The 17,067-nt window shown below is 72.5% G+C and carries 18 protein-coding genes; 7 read left to right on the forward strand and 11 right to left on the reverse strand.

All coding sequences use genetic code 11. The features are described 5' to 3' along the window. Positions 1-90: 90 nt before the first annotated feature. A complete protein-coding gene (locus ABZ342_RS43875; protein ID WP_360486502.1) occupies positions 91-3,231 on the forward strand; it encodes a family 43 glycosylhydrolase in 3,141 nt (1,046 codons plus the stop codon). Here the strand turns inward: ABZ342_RS43875 and ABZ342_RS43880 are convergent. Then, entirely contained in the window at positions 3,222-3,707 is a 486-nt protein-coding gene (locus ABZ342_RS43880; protein WP_360486505.1) for a pyridoxamine 5'-phosphate oxidase family protein, read from the reverse strand. The genes ABZ342_RS43875 and ABZ342_RS43880 overlap by 10 nt on opposite strands. A gap of 126 nt (positions 3,708-3,833) precedes the next feature. Here ABZ342_RS43880 and ABZ342_RS43885 point away from each other — a divergent pair, with 126 nt between their 5' ends. Both ABZ342_RS43885 and ABZ342_RS43890 read left to right on the forward strand, forming a co-directional pair. After that, positions 3,834-4,160 (forward strand): hypothetical protein, encoded by a 327-nt coding sequence (locus tag ABZ342_RS43885; protein ID WP_360486508.1) that lies wholly within the window; start codon positions 3,834-3,836, stop codon positions 4,158-4,160. After that, positions 4,157-4,282 (forward strand): hypothetical protein, encoded by a 126-nt coding sequence (locus ABZ342_RS43890; RefSeq protein ID WP_360486511.1) that lies wholly within the window; start codon positions 4,157-4,159, stop codon positions 4,280-4,282. The genes ABZ342_RS43885 and ABZ342_RS43890 overlap by 4 nt, the downstream gene beginning before the upstream one ends. Here ABZ342_RS43890 and ABZ342_RS43895 read toward each other — a convergent pair. From ABZ342_RS43895 to ABZ342_RS43915, 5 genes are all read right to left on the reverse strand, one after another. After that, positions 4,271-5,284 carry a hypothetical protein gene (locus tag ABZ342_RS43895; RefSeq protein ID WP_360486514.1) on the reverse strand — a complete coding sequence of 338 codons (1,014 nt, stop codon included), beginning with the start codon at positions 5,282-5,284 and terminating at the stop codon, positions 4,271-4,273. The genes ABZ342_RS43890 and ABZ342_RS43895 overlap by 12 nt on opposite strands. Further along, positions 5,271-7,442: a xanthine dehydrogenase family protein molybdopterin-binding subunit gene (locus ABZ342_RS43900; protein ID WP_360486517.1), complete on the reverse strand. Its 2,172-nt coding sequence runs from the start codon at positions 7,440-7,442 to the stop codon at positions 5,271-5,273. Before ABZ342_RS43900 ends, ABZ342_RS43895 begins: the two co-directional genes overlap by 14 nt. Then, a complete protein-coding gene (locus ABZ342_RS43905; protein ID WP_360486521.1) occupies positions 7,439-8,437 on the reverse strand; it encodes a xanthine dehydrogenase family protein subunit M in 999 nt (332 codons plus the stop codon). The genes ABZ342_RS43900 and ABZ342_RS43905 overlap by 4 nt, the downstream gene beginning before the upstream one ends. Further along, positions 8,437-8,919, reverse strand: a complete 483-nt coding sequence (locus ABZ342_RS43910; protein ID WP_360486524.1) for a (2Fe-2S)-binding protein — start codon at positions 8,917-8,919, stop codon at positions 8,437-8,439. The genes ABZ342_RS43905 and ABZ342_RS43910 overlap by 1 nt, the downstream gene beginning before the upstream one ends. 63 nt (positions 8,920-8,982) lie before the next feature. After that, positions 8,983-9,864, reverse strand: coding sequence for an AraC family transcriptional regulator (locus tag ABZ342_RS43915; protein ID WP_360486527.1), 882 nt, complete (start codon positions 9,862-9,864; stop codon positions 8,983-8,985). Positions 9,865-9,955: 91 nt separating this feature from the next. On the opposite strand from ABZ342_RS43915, the gene ABZ342_RS43920 reads away from it, so the two are divergent. After that, entirely contained in the window at positions 9,956-10,429 is a 474-nt protein-coding gene (locus ABZ342_RS43920; RefSeq protein ID WP_155543251.1) for a MarR family transcriptional regulator, read from the forward strand. Between the two features lie 61 nt (positions 10,430-10,490). On the opposite strand, the gene ABZ342_RS43925 is transcribed toward ABZ342_RS43920, so the two are convergent. After that, positions 10,491-11,648 carry an FAD-dependent monooxygenase gene (locus tag ABZ342_RS43925; protein WP_360486530.1) on the reverse strand — a complete coding sequence of 386 codons (1,158 nt, stop codon included), beginning with the start codon at positions 11,646-11,648 and terminating at the stop codon, positions 10,491-10,493. A gap of 81 nt (positions 11,649-11,729) precedes the next feature. Between ABZ342_RS43925 and ABZ342_RS43930 the strand changes: the two genes are divergently transcribed. Both ABZ342_RS43930 and ABZ342_RS43935 read left to right on the forward strand, forming a co-directional pair. Further along, positions 11,730-12,587, forward strand: a complete 858-nt coding sequence (locus ABZ342_RS43930) for a helix-turn-helix transcriptional regulator (RefSeq protein ID WP_360486533.1) — start codon at positions 11,730-11,732, stop codon at positions 12,585-12,587. Then, positions 12,584-13,372, forward strand: coding sequence for an SDR family NAD(P)-dependent oxidoreductase (locus ABZ342_RS43935; protein ID WP_360486536.1), 789 nt, complete (start codon positions 12,584-12,586; stop codon positions 13,370-13,372). The genes ABZ342_RS43930 and ABZ342_RS43935 overlap by 4 nt, the downstream gene beginning before the upstream one ends. Here ABZ342_RS43935 and ABZ342_RS43940 read toward each other — a convergent pair. Genes ABZ342_RS43940 through ABZ342_RS43950 form a run of 3 tightly spaced genes read right to left on the reverse strand, consistent with a single transcriptional unit; the run spans position 13,360 to position 15,866 of the window. Further along, positions 13,360-13,758 (reverse strand): hypothetical protein, encoded by a 399-nt coding sequence (locus ABZ342_RS43940; RefSeq protein WP_360486539.1) that lies wholly within the window; start codon positions 13,756-13,758, stop codon positions 13,360-13,362. The genes ABZ342_RS43935 and ABZ342_RS43940 overlap by 13 nt on opposite strands. Before the next feature lie 57 nt (positions 13,759-13,815). Then, complete coding sequence (locus tag ABZ342_RS43945; protein WP_155543246.1) at positions 13,816-14,295, reverse strand: universal stress protein; 480 nt, start codon at positions 14,293-14,295, stop codon at positions 13,816-13,818. A gap of 11 nt (positions 14,296-14,306) precedes the next feature. Continuing rightward, positions 14,307-15,866, reverse strand: coding sequence for an MDR family MFS transporter (locus tag ABZ342_RS43950; protein WP_360486542.1), 1,560 nt, complete (start codon positions 15,864-15,866; stop codon positions 14,307-14,309). Positions 15,867-15,956: 90 nt separating this feature from the next. Here ABZ342_RS43950 and ABZ342_RS43955 point away from each other — a divergent pair, with 90 nt between their 5' ends. After that, positions 15,957-16,538 carry a TetR/AcrR family transcriptional regulator gene (locus ABZ342_RS43955; RefSeq protein ID WP_360486545.1) on the forward strand — a complete coding sequence of 194 codons (582 nt, stop codon included), beginning with the start codon at positions 15,957-15,959 and terminating at the stop codon, positions 16,536-16,538. Between the two features lie 202 nt (positions 16,539-16,740). Here the strand turns inward: ABZ342_RS43955 and ABZ342_RS43960 are convergent. Then, the coding region (locus ABZ342_RS43960) for a hypothetical protein (protein ID WP_360486548.1) at positions 16,741-17,067 on the reverse strand (327 nt) is incomplete at its 5' end.

Consider the following 17,067-nt stretch of genomic DNA (forward strand, 5'->3'; position numbering starts at 1 on the left):
GGGGCACGCGGACTTTACAGTCAGCGTGCCCCGCCTGATGTTAACGTTAACATCGCCTGGTCCCCGACGCGCTCCGAAGGATCGACAACGATGAAGTTGTTCTCCCCGCGCCGTTTCGGCGTCGTGCTGGCCATCGTGGCCGCACTCGTCCCCCTCGGCACCGCCGGTGCCGGTGCCGCTCTCCCGGCCAGTGCCCCGTCGTCCGTACGAGATGCCGCGAGCACGCTGTCGGTGCCCGGCATCGACGACGTCCGCGGCAACCTGACCCTGCCGGCGAGCGGCGCGGGCGGCACGAGCGTCGCGTGGACGTCGTCCGCTCCGGCCGTCATCACCCCGACCGGCGAGGTCACCCGGCCGCCGACGGGCGACCGGCCCGCGAAGGTCGTCCTGACCGCGAAGCTCAGCCTCGGCCGCGAGAGCACCATGCGGAAGTTCACCGCCACCGTCGTCCCGAAGCCCGCCCAGGAACCCTTGGCGGGCTACAGCTTCTTCTACTTCACCGGCGAAGGCACCTCCGACGGCGAGCAGATCTACTCGGCATTGAGCAAGGGCAACGACCCGCTGAACTGGACCGAGCTGAACAACGGGCGCCCGGTGCTCAAGTCGAGCCTCGGCGAGCTGGGCGTGCGCGACCCGTTCATCCTGCGCTCGCCCGACGGCGACAAGTTCTACCTGCTCGCCACCGACCTGCGGATCTACGCCGGCCGCGGCTGGGACGCCGCCCAGCGCTCCGGCAGCCGGTCGATCATGGTCTGGGAGTCCACCGACCTCGCGCACTGGTCACGCCAGCGCAGCGTCCAGGTCTCACCGCCGACCGCGGGCAACACGTGGGCGCCGGAAGCGTCCTGGGACGCCGAGCGCGGAACCTACGTCGTGTACTGGGCCTCGAAGCTGTACGCCGACAACGATCCGAACCACACCGGCGACAGCTACAACCGGATGATGTACGCGACCACGCGCGACTTCGTCACCTTCAGCCCGCCGCAGGTGTGGAACGACCCGGGCTACTCGGTGATCGACTCGACGGTCATCAAGGACCAGGACACCTACTACCGCTTCACCAAGGACGAACGCAACAACACGTCCTCGACGCCGTGCAGCAAGTTCATCACCGAGGAGAAGTCCACCGACCTGCTCGACCCGCACTACGGCTTCGTCGCCGACTGCATCGGCAAGGCGACGGCCACCAGCCCCGGGCTCTCCGCCGGCGAAGGGCCCACCGGGTTCAAGTCCAACACCGAGAACAAGTGGTACCTGTTCATCGACGAGTTCGGCGGCCGCGGTTACGTCCCCTTCGAGTCCACCGACCTGAACTCGGGCCGGTGGACGATGTCGGCGGGCGCGCACCTGCCCGCGTCCCCGCGGCACGGCACCGTCCTGCCGGTCACGCAGGCGGAGATGGCCAGGCTGAGCGCTCCCCCGGCGCCGGTGCGGGCGGACGCGAACGGGCTCGTCGCGCACTGGCCGCTGGACGCGAAGTCGGGACAGGTCGCGACCGACACCACCGGCCACGGCTACGACGGCGCCCTCGCCGGTGACGTCTCCTGGGCCGACGGCTCGCTGACGTTCGGCGGCACGAACGGGCACGTCCAGCTGCCGAACAACCTGCTGACCGGCGCCGCCGCGGCGACCGTGTCCGCCGACGTCCTGGTCGACCCGGCGCAGCAGACGCCGTACTTCCTGTGGGGCCTGGGCAACACCGCGAAGGACGGGGCCGGCGACGGCTACCTGTTCACCACCGGCGGCACCGCGAGCGGCGGCCTGCGCGGCGCGATCGCGACCGGGAACTGGACGACCGAGCAGCAGGTGGCCGCGAGCGGCGGGCTGCCGCGCGGGGTCTGGAAGAACCTGACGCTGACCGTCGGCGACGGAGTGGCGGTGCTGTACCTCGACGGTGTCGAGGTGGGCCGCAACGCCAGCGCCACGATCAAGCCGTCGGACCTCGGCGGCGGCGTCACCGCGGCGAACTACCTCGGCCGCTCGATGTACGCGGGCGACAAGTACTTCCGCGGCAAGATGAAGGACGTGCGGCTCTACGACCGGGCCCTCACCGGGCTCCAGGTGGCGGCGCTGCCGTCGAACAGCACGACGATCCGGTCGGTGGAGCTGGCTTCGCTGAAGACACCGGCCGTCATCGACACCGGCGCGTCGACCGTCGTGCTGCCGGTGAAGCCGGGAACCGACCTGCGGCGGCTGTCCCCGAGGTTCGGGCTGGCGCCGGGCGCCACGATCAAGCCGGACCCGCGGACGGTGGACCTGAGCCGGCCGCGGCCGTTCACCGTGACCGGCGCCGGCGGTGACCGTCGCGTGTGGACGGTCGAGGCGCACGAGACGCGCAGCCCGGTCCTGCCGGGCTACAACGCCGACCCGAACATCGTCGCGTTCGGCGACACGTACTACCTGTACCCCACGACCGACGGCTTCGACGGCTGGAGCGGCACGAAGTTCTCCGTGTGGTCGTCGAAGAACCTGGTGGACTGGACGAACGACGGCGTCATCCTCGACCTGGGCCCGGACGTGAGCTGGGCGGACAGGAACGCCTGGGCGCCGACGATCGCGCAGCGCAACGGGAAGTACTACTTCTACTTCTGCGCCGAGGCCAAGATCGGCGTGGCGGTGAGCGACTCGCCGACCGGCCCGTTCGCCGACTCGGGCAAGCCGCTGATCGCGGCGAACCCGGACGGCGGCCAGGCGATCGACCCGGCGGTGTTCGTCGACTCCTCCGGGCAGCCGTACCTGTACTGGGGCAACGGCAACGCGTACGTGGTGCCGCTGAACGAGGACATGGTCTCGTTCGACCCGGCGAAGATCACCCGCCTGACTGGTCTCGACGGCTTCCGCGAGGGCCTGTTCATGGCCGAGCGGAACGGCACGTATTACCTGAGCTGGTCGATCGACGACACCCGCAGCGAGGACTACCGCGTCGGTTACGCGACGGCGCCGTCGCCGACCGGGCCGTTCACCAACCACGGCCTGATCCTCGGCAAGGACGCCCACCTGGGCATCCTCGGCACCGGCCACAGCTCGATGCTGCAGGTCCCGGGCACCGACGACTGGTACCTCGCCTACCACCGCTTCGGCATCCCGGGCGGCGACGGCACCCACCGCGAGACGACCATCGACAAGCTGACCTTTCGCCGCGACGGCACGATCGTCCCGGTGACGCCGACGTTGGAAAGCGTGCACCCGGAGCGGATCTCGCAGTGTCGGGGGAAGGTCCGCTACAACTGAACCCGGTGGTCCCGGGCTTCGCCGTGGCGGTCGCACGGCTGCCCGGGATCCCGCGGGCACAAGACCCACCTCTCCGCCGCGACCACCGAGTACATCCGGTAGGGCGACGCCCCGGTCACGTCTTCGAGCGTCAGTTCCGAAGCACCGTCGCTGTCGCCGCGGGGATAGCTCGCCAAGGCGCGGTCGAGTGCCTCGCCCGACAGCTCCCGCGCCTCGCCCACCGCGTAGACGGCCCGCCCGTGGTACGGCGCGACCGTGGAGTCGAAGACGACCAGGCTGACCCGCGGGCGCTCGGCGAGGTTGCGCGAGTGCCGGGCACCGGTCTCCGAGACCCACACGAACGTGTGATCATCGGCCGCGGCGAAGTAGACCGGGCACGTCCAGGGACTGCCGTCGTCGTCGGTCGTGCCCAAGGTGAGGTAGGCGTTTTCCGAGATCAGCGCGCGGGCGTGGGCCGCGAGGTCGTCGTCTGTCATCAGGGTCACAATTCTGCCACCCGGCCGACGAGATGGAGATCACCACCGAGCGCGTTTGCCATGGATGAGGCGGGGTAACCGACCGCCGTCCAGGATCTTCAGCTTCTTCCGTGCAGGAGTCGTTTGATGACCAGCGTTCTCGAGAACGCCCGCCCCGTCCCCGCACCGCGCCGCCGACCGGTGGCGCCGGATGCGCTCGCCGAGCTGACCCGGCTGGCCGCGCTCGCGGAGCTCGCCCGGACCTCGTCGCCGTCGCTGATGCACCGCGCGATCCTCGCCGGCACCGGCCCCGCGACGGTGGCCGCCGCGGCGAACATCGACGTCGCCGCGGCCCACGTCCGGTGGCACGCGTGGGCGGAGACCGCGGTGGGTCTCGACGAGTACCTCCGCGTGCACGCCGCCTTCGCCGAAGCTCTCATCACCCGTCACGAAGCCTTCGAGGACGCCCAGTGAAGACCCAGGCCGTGGAGACCCCGGAGACGACTCTCGCCGACCTCGAAGCGCTCGGCGACGCCGCTGCCGAGCTGCTGCAGAAGATCACCGAGGAGCTCGCGACCGCCGCGTCACGGCTCTGAGCCGGCGCGGGCCGGCCACCGCCGCCAGACCGCCACGTGCAGGATCACCGCGAGGCTGAGCGCGTTCAACGTCGTGTGGGTGGTCCACCCCGCGACCAGCGGCTCCGGCACCCCGGCCCAGCGCGCGACCGGCGGCAGGGCCGTCGCCAGCGCCGCGGTCAGCACCGCCACCAGCACCAGCACCAGGCTGCGGCCCGACAGCGGGGTCAGCCGGATCGCCGGCCACGCCTCGAACAGCATCGCGACGACGAGCACCGAAGCGATGGCCGCCCCCGCGACCGGCGCGACCCGATCCGGCGGCGCCAGCGCATACGTGATGGCCGCGCAGGCGAGGACCGCACTGTGCGCTATCGCGAGCCGGACCGCGCGGCGCCGGATCCGGGCGAACGGCCAGCCGCGCAACGCCACGTACCAGACCATCTGCCAGGCACCGAGCACCGCGAACCACGCGCCGTAGTCCTCGCCCGGCACCAGGCCGGTCCGGACGAGGCCGAGGTACGCCGCGAGCCCCACGACCCAGCACGCCGCCAAAGCCGCGACGCCCGGCCAGTACGTGCCGCGTCCCCGCAGTGGCCAGCCCTCCCCGACCAGCGTCAGCTGCAGCATCAGCGTGAAGATGCCCGCGGCCAGGGGCACCGCCGCCGTCCCGGTGACGGCCCGGCCGAGCAGCGTCAGCGCCGCTCCCCCGGCCACGACGAGCGCCGTGTCGGACAGGCCGGACCAGCCGCCGCGCAGCAGGCTGCCCGGCCAGTCCTCCCACCAGAACGCGATCATCGCGACGATCGGCAGCGCGAACGTCACCGGCGGTCCGAGCACCTCCAGCGAGCGAGCCGGGCCGCCCGCGCCCACCGCGAGCAGCGCGGCCACCGGCAGGACGAACGCCAGCCCGACGAGCGCCCGGCGAGGCTGGTTGCGCCGGGCATCGGCCAAGGCCTCGGGCGTGAGCGCGTCCGGCTTGCCGACCGCCGGGCGATCGTCCGCGAGCTGGTCAGAGGACGTCATCGAGGCGGATCGGCAGCCGGTGGTGACGCTTCCCGGTCGCGTGGTGGACGGCGTTCGCCACGGCCGCCGCGACGCCGACCATCGCGACCTCGCCGAGCCCCTTCACCCCGACCGGGTTGAACAGCAGGTCCGGCTCGTCCATGAACCCGACGTCGATGCGGTGGACGTCGGCGTTGACCATGATCGGGTACTCCTCGAGCGTCGCGTTGAGGAAGCCGCCGAACCGGTCGTCGGCCAGGCTTTCCTCACGCAGCGCGCCGCCGATGCCCCACACCACGCCGCCGCGCACCTGGCTCGTCGCGGTCACCGGGCTGGCCACCCGGCCGCAGTCGACGACGCTGACCACGCGCGGCACGCGGATCCGGCACGTCGTCGGCTCCACGCGGACCTCGACGAAGTGGGCGACCCAGCTGAACGTGCTGAACTCGGGGAACACCGGGCCGGAGATGGCCAGGTGCCCGGATTTCGCCTGGTCGAGCGCCTCGGGCGGCTGACCGGGGCCGAGCGCGCTCGCCTCGGCCTCGACCGGGCGCCCCGCGCGCTCGACGGCCGCGGCGACGTCGACGTCACCGGTGTCGGCGGCGTTCAGGTGCTTGCGCAGCTCCCGCAGCCCGGAGTGGACGGCCGGCAGGGCGGACGCCGTTCCCCACGACCCCGCGGTGAGGTGCTGCGCCGCGAACCGGGTGTCGCCGACGCGCACTTCGACGTCGCGCACCGGGATACCGAGGTCCCTCGACACGAGCAGGGCGACCGCCGAACGGATGCCCTGGCCCATTTCGTGGCCGTCGACGCCGACGGTCACGCGCCCGTCCGCGCCGGCGGTCAGGTGCGCGACGGCGGGCACGATGCTGCCCGGGTAGGTGCCCGCGGCCACACCCCAGCCGATCAGCGACCCGTCGTCGGCGCGCATCGAGCGAGGCTCCGGGTTCCGGTCCGCCCAGCCGAACTCTTCGGCGCCGCGGCGGAGGCATTCGGCGAGGAACCGGGTGGAGAACGGCCGTCCGGTGACCGGGTCGGTCATCGTGTCGTTGGCCAGCCGCAGCGCGACCGGGTCCCGGCCGGTGGCGTACGCCAGCTCGTCGACGGCCGACTCGAAGGCGAAGGCCGCCGAGCTTTCGAACGGCGCCCGCATGTACCCCGGCGTCTGGACGTCGGTCTGCACGAGCCGGTGCCGGCCGCGGAACGCCGGGAAGCCGTAGAGCCGCGACGTGATCTCGGTGTGCATCGCCGGGAACAGGTCGTGCCGGGACGTCTGCTGGTCGACCTCGTGGACGGCGGCGAGGATCTTGCCGGACGCGTCCGCGCCGAGGCGGACGCGGTGGCGGGTGGCCGGGCGGAAGCTCCCGTTGTGGAACGTCTGGGTCCGGGCCAGCACGAGCTTGACCGGCCGGCCGAGCCGCCGCGCCACCAGGGCGAGCGGGCCGAGGTGGGGCTGCAGCGAGTTCTTCTGGCCGAAGCCGCCGCCGACGTACGGCGAGCGCACCTCGATGCTCGCCGCGTCGATGCCCAGCTGTTCGGCGAGCCCGTGCCGGAGGGCGGCCGCGTTCTGGGTGCCTTCGTGCACGACGAGCGTGTCGCCCCGCCATGCGACGACGGCGCCGTTCAGCTCCATCGGCACGGCGTGCTGCGCCGCGTGCTCGTAGGTGCTGTCGATCCGGACCGGGCTCGCGTCGACCGCCGCGTCGGCGTCGCCGACCTTGATGTCGGCGAGGAACGGCAGCGGGATCGCTTCTTCTTGGACGAGGGTGGTCGCGCCCTCCGCGTCGAGGTGGACCGCGAAGGCCTCGGTGTCGTACTCGGCCGTGACGAGCTCGGCCGCCTCGGTCGCGGCGACCAGCGTCTCCGCGACGACGAGGGCGATCGGCTGGCCGCGGTAGGCGATGTGGTCGTCCAGCAGCGGCTGCAGGCTCTGGAAGGAGAACCCGCCGCCCATGATGAACCCGGCGCCGCGCAGCTCGTCGGCGTCGAAACGGGTGACGGTGAGCAGGACGCCCGGCACGGCCTCCGCCGCCGTGGTGTCCACATGGGACACCCGGCCTCGGCCGATGCGGGCCACGGCGAGGGTCGCGTAGGCGACGCCCTCGGGAACGCGGTCGGTCCCGTACGCGGCTTTGCCGGTCACCTTTTCGTAGGCGTCGACCCGGCGCGTGTCGGTCATTGTGCGGCCCTCTCCGCGGCGATGCGCACCGCGTCGGCGACGGTGCGGATCCCCAGCTCGACCCGGAATCCGTTGTGGGTGCCCGGCCGCGCGCCGGCGAACGCGACTTCCCCGGCGTGGCGGGCGGCTTCGGGCGTCAGCGGTGCTCCCCGCAGGGTCCGTTCGGCGTCTTCGGCGCGCCACGGCCGGGTGGCGACACCGCCGAGCGCGATCCGGCAGTCCCCGACGACGCCGTCTCCGACGGTCAGCGCCACCGCGGCCGAGGCGAGCGCGAAGGCGTAGGACTCGCGGTCGCGGATCTTCAGGTAGGTGGAGCCGCGACCGGCGGGCGTCGCGGGGACGCGGATGCGGAGGATCAGCTCACCGGGGTCAAGGGTGTGCTCGCGCGTGGGGTCGGCACCCGGTTCGACGTGCAGCTCCGCCAGGGAAACCGTGCGCTCCCCGCGGGGGCCGACGACGTCGACGACCGCGTCGAAGGCGAGCAGCGCGATCGCCCAGTCGCCGGGGTAGGTCGCGATGCACGCGTCGCTCGTGCCGAGCAGCGCGTGGGTGCGGTCGTGGCCTTCTCTCGCGGCGCAGCCACTGCCGGGTTCGCGCTTGTTGCAGGGGAACTCCGGGCCGCCGCGGAAGTAGCCGCAGCGGGTGCGCTGCAACAGGTTCCCGCCGACGCTGGCCATGTTGCGCAGTTGCTGGGACGCGGCTCGCCAGAGCGACTCGGACAGGGCGGGGTACTCGTCGCGGACGACCGGGTGGTCGGCGACGTCGGCCATCCGGGCGCCGGCGCCGAAGACCAGCTCGTCCGGGCGGGTCTCGATGGTGGCCAGCTCGGGCAGCCGGTGCACGTCGACGACGGCGGCCGGGGTCTCGATGCCGAGCTTCATGAGGTCGTAGAGCGTCGTGCCGCCGGCGAGGACCTTGGTGCCGGGCGCGGCGTCGCGGAGGGCGTCGACGGCGTCGGCGAGGGTGCCGGGCGCGACGTAGGCGAAGGAACGCATCAGCCCTCCTTTGCTTCGGCGGCCTGCCGGACGGCGGCGACGATGCCGGCGTAGGCGCCGCAGCGGCAGAGGTTGCCGCTCAGGTATTCGCGGATCTGGTCGTCGTCGGCCGTGTGGCCCTCGGCGATGCAGGCGAGACCGGACATGATCTGGCCGGGCGTGCAGTAGCCGCACTGCAGCGCGTCGTGGTCGACGAAGGCCTGCTGCAGCGGGTGCAGCGCGCCGCCGGGGCCGGCGACGCCCTCGATGGTCGTGACGTCCTGCCCGGCGGCCTGCACGGCGGGGGTCAGGCAGGAGACCACGCGCCGCCCGTCGAGGTGCACGGTGCAGGCGCCGCAGTGGCCCTGGTCGCAGCCCTTCTTGGTGCCGGTGAGGCCGAGCCGTTCCCGCAACACGTCGAGCAGCGACTCCCGCGGATCCAGCTCGAGCCGGACGGCCTCGCCGTTCACGGTCGCTTCGACGGTGGTTTCTGGAGTGGACACGCGGCGACGCTAACCCCGCGCGGGGTGGTGCCGCTTTCCCGTGGTTGCTGCCGGGGCCGTCGTTTATTGCTGGTGCCGCACCGTGGCCCGGTAGCCGGAAGGCGAGAGCCCGATCTGCGCCCGGAACGCCGAAGCGAACCGGGACGGCGTCGCGAATCCGCACGTCTGCGCGATTTCCGTGACCGAGAGTTCGCCGCGTTCCAGGTGCCGGCAGGCGCGTTCGACCCGCACGCGCGTCAGGAACCGGTACGGCGTCTGGCCGGTCGCCGTCTTGAAGACGCGCAGGAAGTGGAACGGGCTCAGCTCGGCCGCGGCCGCCATGTCCCCGAGGGTCAGCGGGAGGTGGTGGTTCTCCCGGATGAACTGCACCGCCCGCCGCGTCCGCAGCTCGTCGCGTCCGAGCGCTCGCGGCCGCGGCGCCTCGGCGTGGCGGGTCAGCAGGTGGACGGCCAGGAACGCGGCCGCCGACTCGGCGTAGAGCTCGTCGGCCCCGGCGAGGGCGGCGGCCTTGAGCGCGGTCAGGACGGAGGCGAGCACGGGGTCTTCGACGGCGAGCGCGTCCGGCAGGCCGAGCCGGGTGGCGTCCCGCCCCCAGAGGTCGAGGGCGGTGCGGTCGACCAGAGCACCGGGAAGGTGCACGTGCGTCGTCTGCAGTCGATCCGGTCCGCACCAGCGGATCCGGGTCGGATTCCCGGGCGCGGTCAGGCCGATCGAGCCGGGCCGGTAGTCCGCGCGCCGCCAGTGCGCGCCGTGCCGCGACTCGATCGTCGTGCTCCCCTGGCTCACCAACACGATCGTCTGGTCGTCGACGGGCGGCAGGTCGAGCTCGGCTTCCTCGGCGTTGTCCAGCAGCCGCACGAGCACGGAGGACCAGCCGTTGTCCCGGCGGCTGCACAGCCGCACGCGGGCAGCGGCCCCGGGATCGAAGGTCAACGCCTCGGACACGCGACTCCCCGGTGGACTCCGGCCGGATACCGACGTGTCGACACTAACAGGCGCTCTTCGGAGGGTTCGAATTTGAACTAAGCTGGGGACCATGGGCCGGTTGAGCACCGAGGAGCAGCGGGCGTGGACGGCGCTGCGCACGACGTACGCCCTGCTGCACCAGCGCATGGACCACCGGCTCAAGCGCGACGCGGGAGTGTCCCACCTGCAGTACGAGATCCTGGCGCGGCTGGCGGCGGCCCCGGAGCGGGAGCTGCGGATGACCGAGCTGGCCTGCGCGGTCGTCGGGTCCAAGAGCGGGGTGACGTACCAGATCGGCCAGCTGGAGCAGGCGGGCCTGGTCCGGCGGCGGACGTGCCCGAGCGACGTGCGGGCGGTGTACGCGGTCCTCACGGAGGAGGGCTCGGCCCGGCTGGACCGCGCGGCGCCGGGGCAGGTCGATCTGGTGCGGGAGCTGCTGGTGGATGTGTTGACGCCGGAGCAGTTGCGGGCGGTGGCCGACGGGCTGGGTGAGGCGAACCGCCGGATGCGGGATTCCGGGGACCACGGTGGCTCGCCCGGGTGATCCGCGGTGAGCAGCCCCCGTTTTCCACGCTACCGGAGGGCACCGACAGTCCCGGGCCGGTTCACGGCCGGAGAGCGTCGTAGCCGTAGATCCAGCCGTTGTCCCGCAACGGGTCCCCCGCCGCGAACGCCGCGTCGCGCGACTGCTGCTCCGGGCCGTCCGGCAGGTGGTTCACGTGCGCGCGGGCGTGGCTCGCTTCCTGCAAGCGCGTCGTACGGGGCTTTCGCAGCTTCTCGTAGCGCTGCAACGCCTCCTCGGGTTCGGTGGACGCCAAGCACCGGGCCAGTACCGCCGCGTCCTCCACCGACTGCGCCGCGCCCTGGCCGAAGAACGGGAACATCGGGTGCGCCGCGTCGCCGAGGAGCGTCACCGGGCCGTGGCTCCAGCGCTCGAGCGGGGCGCGGTCCAGCAGCGCCCAGCGTCCCGGCGTCCCGCCCGCGCGGATCAGGTCGAGCAGCCGCGCGTCCCACCCTTCGAACTCCGCCAGGAACTCCTCGACGGTCGCCGTCGCCGTCCAGGACTCGACCGAGAAGCCGCCCGCGGGCGCGAAAGCCACCAGGTTGACCAGCTTCCCGCCGGAGACCGGGTAGTGCACCAGGTGGTGGCCCGGCCCGATCCACAACGTCTGCGCGCGCCGCCGGGCTGCCGACGGCGCGAGAGCGGCCGGGACCAGCGCCCGGAACGCGCAGATCCCCGAGTACACCGGCGCCGCCGACTCGACGAACGCCGCGCGCACCACCGAATGCACGCCGTCCGCACCGATGACGACGTCGGCTTCGGCGCGGGAGCCGTCGTCGAAACGCAGGGCCACGCGCGAGCCGACCTCGATCGACACGCAGCGCTTGCCGAGGCGGACCGTCCCGGCCGGCACCGCCGAGGCGAGCGCGGCGAGCAGGTCGGCCCGGTGGACGGTGTACGTGCGCTCGCCGTACAACGCCTGGCACGACTCGCGGAGGTCCTCGCTCGAAAGCACGGTCCCGTCCTGCCACCGGCGGAACTCCCAGCCGATGTCGAGAGGCACCGCTTCGGCGGGCAAGGCGTCCAGCTCACGCAGCAGCCGCGCCAGGTTCGGCGCGGCCACCAGCCCGGCCCCCACCTCTCCGAGCTCCCGCGCCTGTTCGTACACAGTGGACCCGAGCCCGGCCCGGCCCAGGAAGGCGGCGGTGGCGAGACCGCCGATCCCGCCTCCGAGCACGGCGATTTCGGGTGCGCTGCGCATCCCGCGAGGATACGGCGGCCCTCGCGCTCCTGGGAGTGACAGGACCAGGCGCCGGCGCCCGGCGCGACCTACAGTCGAGGTATGACCGACGAGCCGAACCTCCTGGGCGACCACCTGCGCGCCCGCCGTGAGCTGCTCACCCCCGCTCAAGCGGGCCTCCCGGTCGCCGGCGTGCGGCGGGTGCCGGGCCTGCGCCGGGAAGAGGTCGCGATGCTGGCCGGCATCAGCGCCGACTACTACCTGCGCCTCGAACAGGGCCGCGACCGCAACCCGTCGCGTTCGGTCCTCGAGTCCCTGGCCCGCGTGCTGCAGCTCGACGACGACACCACGGCGTACCTCATCGGCCTCGCCGACTCGAAGCCCCGCCGCCCGCGCCGGCGTCGCAAGGAGACGGTCCCGCCGGGCATCGTCAAGTTCCTGGCGGCGCTGTCGCTGCCCGCGTTCGTCGAGGGCCGCTACCTCGACGTGCTCGCGGCCAACCCGCTCGCCGCGGCGATCTCGCCCCGGCTCGTGGCCGGCGCCAACCGGCTGCGGGACGTGTTCCTCGACCCGGCCGAGCAGGCGCTCTTCCCGGACTGGGAGCTCGCCACGCGCGGCCTGGTCGCCGGCTTCCGCCAGTCCGTGGGCACCGAGACCACCGACCCCCGGTTCATCGAGCTGGTCGGCGAGCTTTCGCTGGCCAGCCCCCGGTTCCGGGAGCTGTGGGCCCGCCACGACGTCGCGAACCGGCGGGGCGCGGCCGTGCGGTTCGACCACCCGGTGGTCGGCGAACTGGTGCTGAACCGGGAAAAGCTCCTCGTCAGCGAGGCTCCGGGGCTCGTGCTCGCCGTCTACCACCCCGACCCCGGCACGGACGCCGCGGACAAGCTGGCCCTCCTGGGCTCCGCCGCGCTGCCTCCGGCCACCCGCACCACGACCGAACAGGACAACCACGCATGAGCAAGCTCGCCCTCGTCACCGGCGCCACGTCCGGGATCGGGCAGGCGTTCGCCGAACGCCTCGCCGCCGGCGGCCACGACCTGGTGATCGTCGGCCGGCGCCAGGAGCGCCTCGACGAGTTCGCCGCCGCCCACACCGAAGTCAAGGTCCGCGTCGTGGCGGCCGACCTCTCCAGCGACGAAGGCATCGACGCCGTCGCGGAGATCGCCGCCACCGAGCCCCTCGACCTGCTGGTGAACAACGCGGGCGTCGCGCACTACATGCCGCTGGCCGACCTGCCCGCCGCCCAGGCCCGCGAACTGGTCAAGGTCAAGGTCCTCGCCCCGACGATGCTCGCCCGCGCGGCCGTGGCGGGCATGCGGGAACGCGGCCGGGGCACGATCGTCAACGTGGCCGGGATGATCGCGTTCAGCGGACCCGCGCCCCACGCGCAGATGCCGCGGCGCGCGGTCTACGCGGGCTCCCTCGCCCACCTGGTCACGCTGTCGCAGACGCTGAGCGCCGAGCTGGAAGGCACCGGCGTCCGCGTCCAGGTGGTGTGCCCCGGCGTGGTCGCGACGGAGTTCCACGAGCGCCAGGGCATGGACCTCAGCGCGATCCCGCGGATGAGCGCGGCCGACGTCGTGTCCGCCTCCCTGCGCGGCCTGGAGCTGGGCGAGGTCGTCTGCGCTCCCGGCGTCGAGGACACGGGTCTGCTGGACGCGGTGTTCCGGGCCGAGCTGGCCGCTTTCGGGGGCCAGAGCCCGGAACTCGCCGCGCGCTACCGGGGCGGTCAGATCTCGTAGGTGACCTCGGCGAGCCCGATGTTGTAGCTCTTGACCCGGATCTCCAGGAGCGACAACGTGTTCGCGGGCCAGTCCACCCGGCCGGTGGCCCCCTTGCCGCAGCCCAGCGACTGCCACGGACGTTGCTGGTGCACGCTGGCCATCCGGCCGTCCACGCAGCCGCGCTGCTGCGTGCCCGCCTCCACGAACCAGGTGACCTCGAGGTACCCGCGCCACTGCGGCGGGCTGGTGAAGCTGCACGATTTCGACACCGCGCCCCACTTCCCCGGGAATCCCACCGCGTTGCCTCGGCAGAAGACGTCCGAGCGGGTCGACGCGGCGGCCGGGACCACCGCCGACACCAGCGCCAGCAGGACGACGGCGAGCACTCCCCAAGATCGTTTCATGGTTCGAGGCTAGCGCCGGGGTGCGGTTTTCCCTGTCACTCGAACGGTTCTTTCTGCTCAGGGAACCACGAGCACCGGCCAGTGACCCGCCCTGATGAGCTTCGTCGCCACGGAGCCCGCGAAGCGGTGACCCGCCTTCTGGGACGCGCCCACCACGACCGTGTCCGCCTGGCAGCGGTCGGCCGTGTCGCGCAAGGCCGTGTACGGGTCGCCGTAGGTCTTGACCAGCGCCACCGGCACCCGCAGTTCCTCGGCCGCCTCCCGCATCTGGTCACGCAGCTCGGCGTACAGGTGCGTCGCCGTGTCGTGTTCCAGGACCGTGGCCACCGCCGGCCGGAGCGGGGCCAGCGGTGCCGGGCAGGCCACGAAGACGACGATGAGCCGGCTGCTCTGGCGCCGGGCCATGCCGAACGCGAACGCCGCCGCCCGCATGGCCGTGTCCGTGCCGTCGATCCCGGCGAGGATGGCCTGCCCGGGGACCTCCCGGCGCGGGCCGAACCGCTCCACAGTGGACTCGTAGGCACCGGGCCCGCCCATCGTCGCCTCCCCTATCCCACGACCGCGGGCTCGTCCGCCTGCTCCACCAAGTCGATGGTGGTGCGCAGGGTGATCGGCTTCAGGAACAGCGCCGCGATCACCCCGACGACGGCCACCGCCGCGGAGATCAGGAAGATGTGCGCGGTCGCGTCGCCGTAGACCGTGTGCACGACCGCCTGCACCTGCGGCGGGAGCGCCTTGAGGTTCAGCGCGCTGACCCCGCCGGTCGACGCCTGTCCCGCTGGGACGTGCAGCGCCGCGGCCAGGTCGGCGGCGACGCGGTTGGCGAGCACCGCCCCGAGCACCGAGACGCCGATCGTGCCGCCGAGCGACCGGAAGAACGTCACCGACGCGCTCGCCGAGCCGAGGTCGCGCAGCGGGACGTCGTTCTGCACCGCGAGCACGAGGTTCTGCATCGTCATGCCGACGCCGATGCCGACGACGGCCATCGCGACGCCGACGATCCACAGCGGCGTGGCGTGGTCGACCATGCCGAGCCCGAGGAAGCCGAGCACCAGGATCACGGCCCCGGAAACGATGTACGGCTTGATCTTCCCGGTGCGGCTGATCAGGCGGCCGGACACCGTCGAGGACACGAGCACGCCCGCCATCATCGGCATGGTCAGCAGGCCGGCTTCGGTGGGCGTGTACCCGCGGCCGATCTGGAAGTACTGGCCGAGGAACACCGCGCCGCCGAACATCGCCATGCCCACCGCGAGGCTCGCGATGATGGCCAGCGCGGGCGTGCGCTGGACGACGATGTGCAGCGGCACCACGGGTTCGCGGACCTTCTTCTCCACCACCACGGCGACGGCGAGCAGCACGATCCCGGCCGCGACCATGACGGCGGTCTGCCATGACAGCCAGTCGAACGTGTTGCCCACGAACGACACCCAGATCAGCAGGACGCTCACGCCGGCGGCGATGAGGCCGGCGCCGAGGTAGTCGACGCGGACGTTCTCCCGGCGCACGGTCTCCAGCTTCAGCGTGCGCTGCAGCACGACGAACGCGAGCACCGCGATCGGCACGCCGACGAAGAAGCACCAGCGCCAGCCCAGCCACGGGACGTCGACGATCAGGCCGCCCAGCAGCGGTCCGCCGACGGTCGCCACGGCCATGACGGCGCCGAGGTAGCCGTTGTACCGGCCGCGTTCCCGCGGCGGGATGATCGCGGCGATCACGACCTGGACGAGTGCCTGCAGGCCGCCGACGCCGATGCCCTGGAACGCCCGCGCGGCGATCAGCTGGCCGGTGTCCTGGCTGAAGCCGCTGATCATCGACCCGGCCACGAAGATCACGATCGCGACCTGGACCAGCGTCTTCTTGTTGAACAGGTCGGCGAGCTTGCCCCAGATCGGGGTGGTGGCCGTGGCGGCCAGCAGCGTCGCCGTGACGACCCAGGTGTACTGCGTCTGCGAGCCGTTCAGCGAACCGATGATCAGCGGCAGCGACGTCGAGACGACGGTCGAGCTGATCATGGCCACGAACAGCGCGAGCAGCAGCCCGGACAGCGACTCGAGCACCTCGCGGTGCCGCATCGACCCGGACGAGCCGGTTGTTTCGGACTTCATGGGATCCCTTCGCACGTTCCGGACCATCATTGCTCACTGGGCAAACTTGCACAATGGGCAATTTATGCTCCGGTCGCTACGCTGGGTCGCATGGACACCCTCGACACGCTCCGCACCCGCAAGAAAGCGGCGACGCGGCAGTCGTTGCACGAGGCCGCGCTGCGCCTGGCGATGGAGCGCGGGCTGGACGGCGTGACGGTCGAGGACATCGCCGACGCGGTGGGCGTGTCCCGCCGGACGTTCTCGAACTACTTCACGAACAAGGAAGACGCGATCCTGCACGCCGACCGCGAGCGGACGGGCGTGCTGGTGTCCCTGGTCTCCGGCCGGCCGGCCGGGGAAAGGCCGTGGCAGGCACTGCGGACGGCGAGCCGCGAGCTGCACCACGGCCGGGCGGTCCCGGACCGCGAGTGGGTGGCGCAGCTGCGGTTGCTGCGGCGGCACCCGTCCCTGCTGGCCCAGCAGGCCGGCGACCAGATCACGTTGGAGCGCGACCTGGCCGCGGTATTGGTCGCCCGCGGCCACGACCTCGACGAGCCGTTGGCCCGCCTCATGACGGCGACGTTCCTGGCGGCGGTGCGGACCGCGAGCGTGCTGTGGCTGGAGGATTCGGCGGACCGGCCGCTGCCCGACCTCATCGACGAGTTGCTGGGCCGGGTCGACTTCCACTGACCCGCCGGCGGAGCGCCTCCGAGACCGCCGCGACGGGTGCGGCAGCGCAGGCTGCGCCGGACTACGGACAGCGCTCCGCGCGCGGTCGCACCCAACGCCGCATCGCCGCGCCTCGGCCGGAACTCCGCAACCAGGGCAGGAGGCATCGGACTGCGAGCGAGCCCCTCCCGTAGCCGCCGCGAACGCCCCACAACCGACCTGCCTACGAGCGAAATGCCTTCGACGCCACCGCTACCCGGGTAGCTTTCGGCCAACGGGCCCGCGCGCAACAGTCACCGCGCGGGCGCGGCTGCGCACCGCGCAGCCGCTCGCGGTAGAGCCTGGCCCGGTCGGGGTCGAGCGCGCGGATCAAGCCTCGAACGCCAGGGCGGCGAACTGGGCGGCAGCGCGGCGGGAAGCCGCCAGTACCCGCCGAGCGGCGTCGCGGCGGGGGCGGGCCGGAACCCGCGGTCTCGGTGGCGTCGAGGACGTACTGCGCCTTGACGGTGACCTTGTCCTGGCCGCTTTCGAGCACCACGGCGTCGACGCG

Source organism: Amycolatopsis sp. NPDC005961 (genome assembly GCF_040629235.1).
GTDB lineage: Bacteria > Actinomycetota > Actinomycetes > Mycobacteriales > Pseudonocardiaceae > Amycolatopsis > Amycolatopsis camponoti.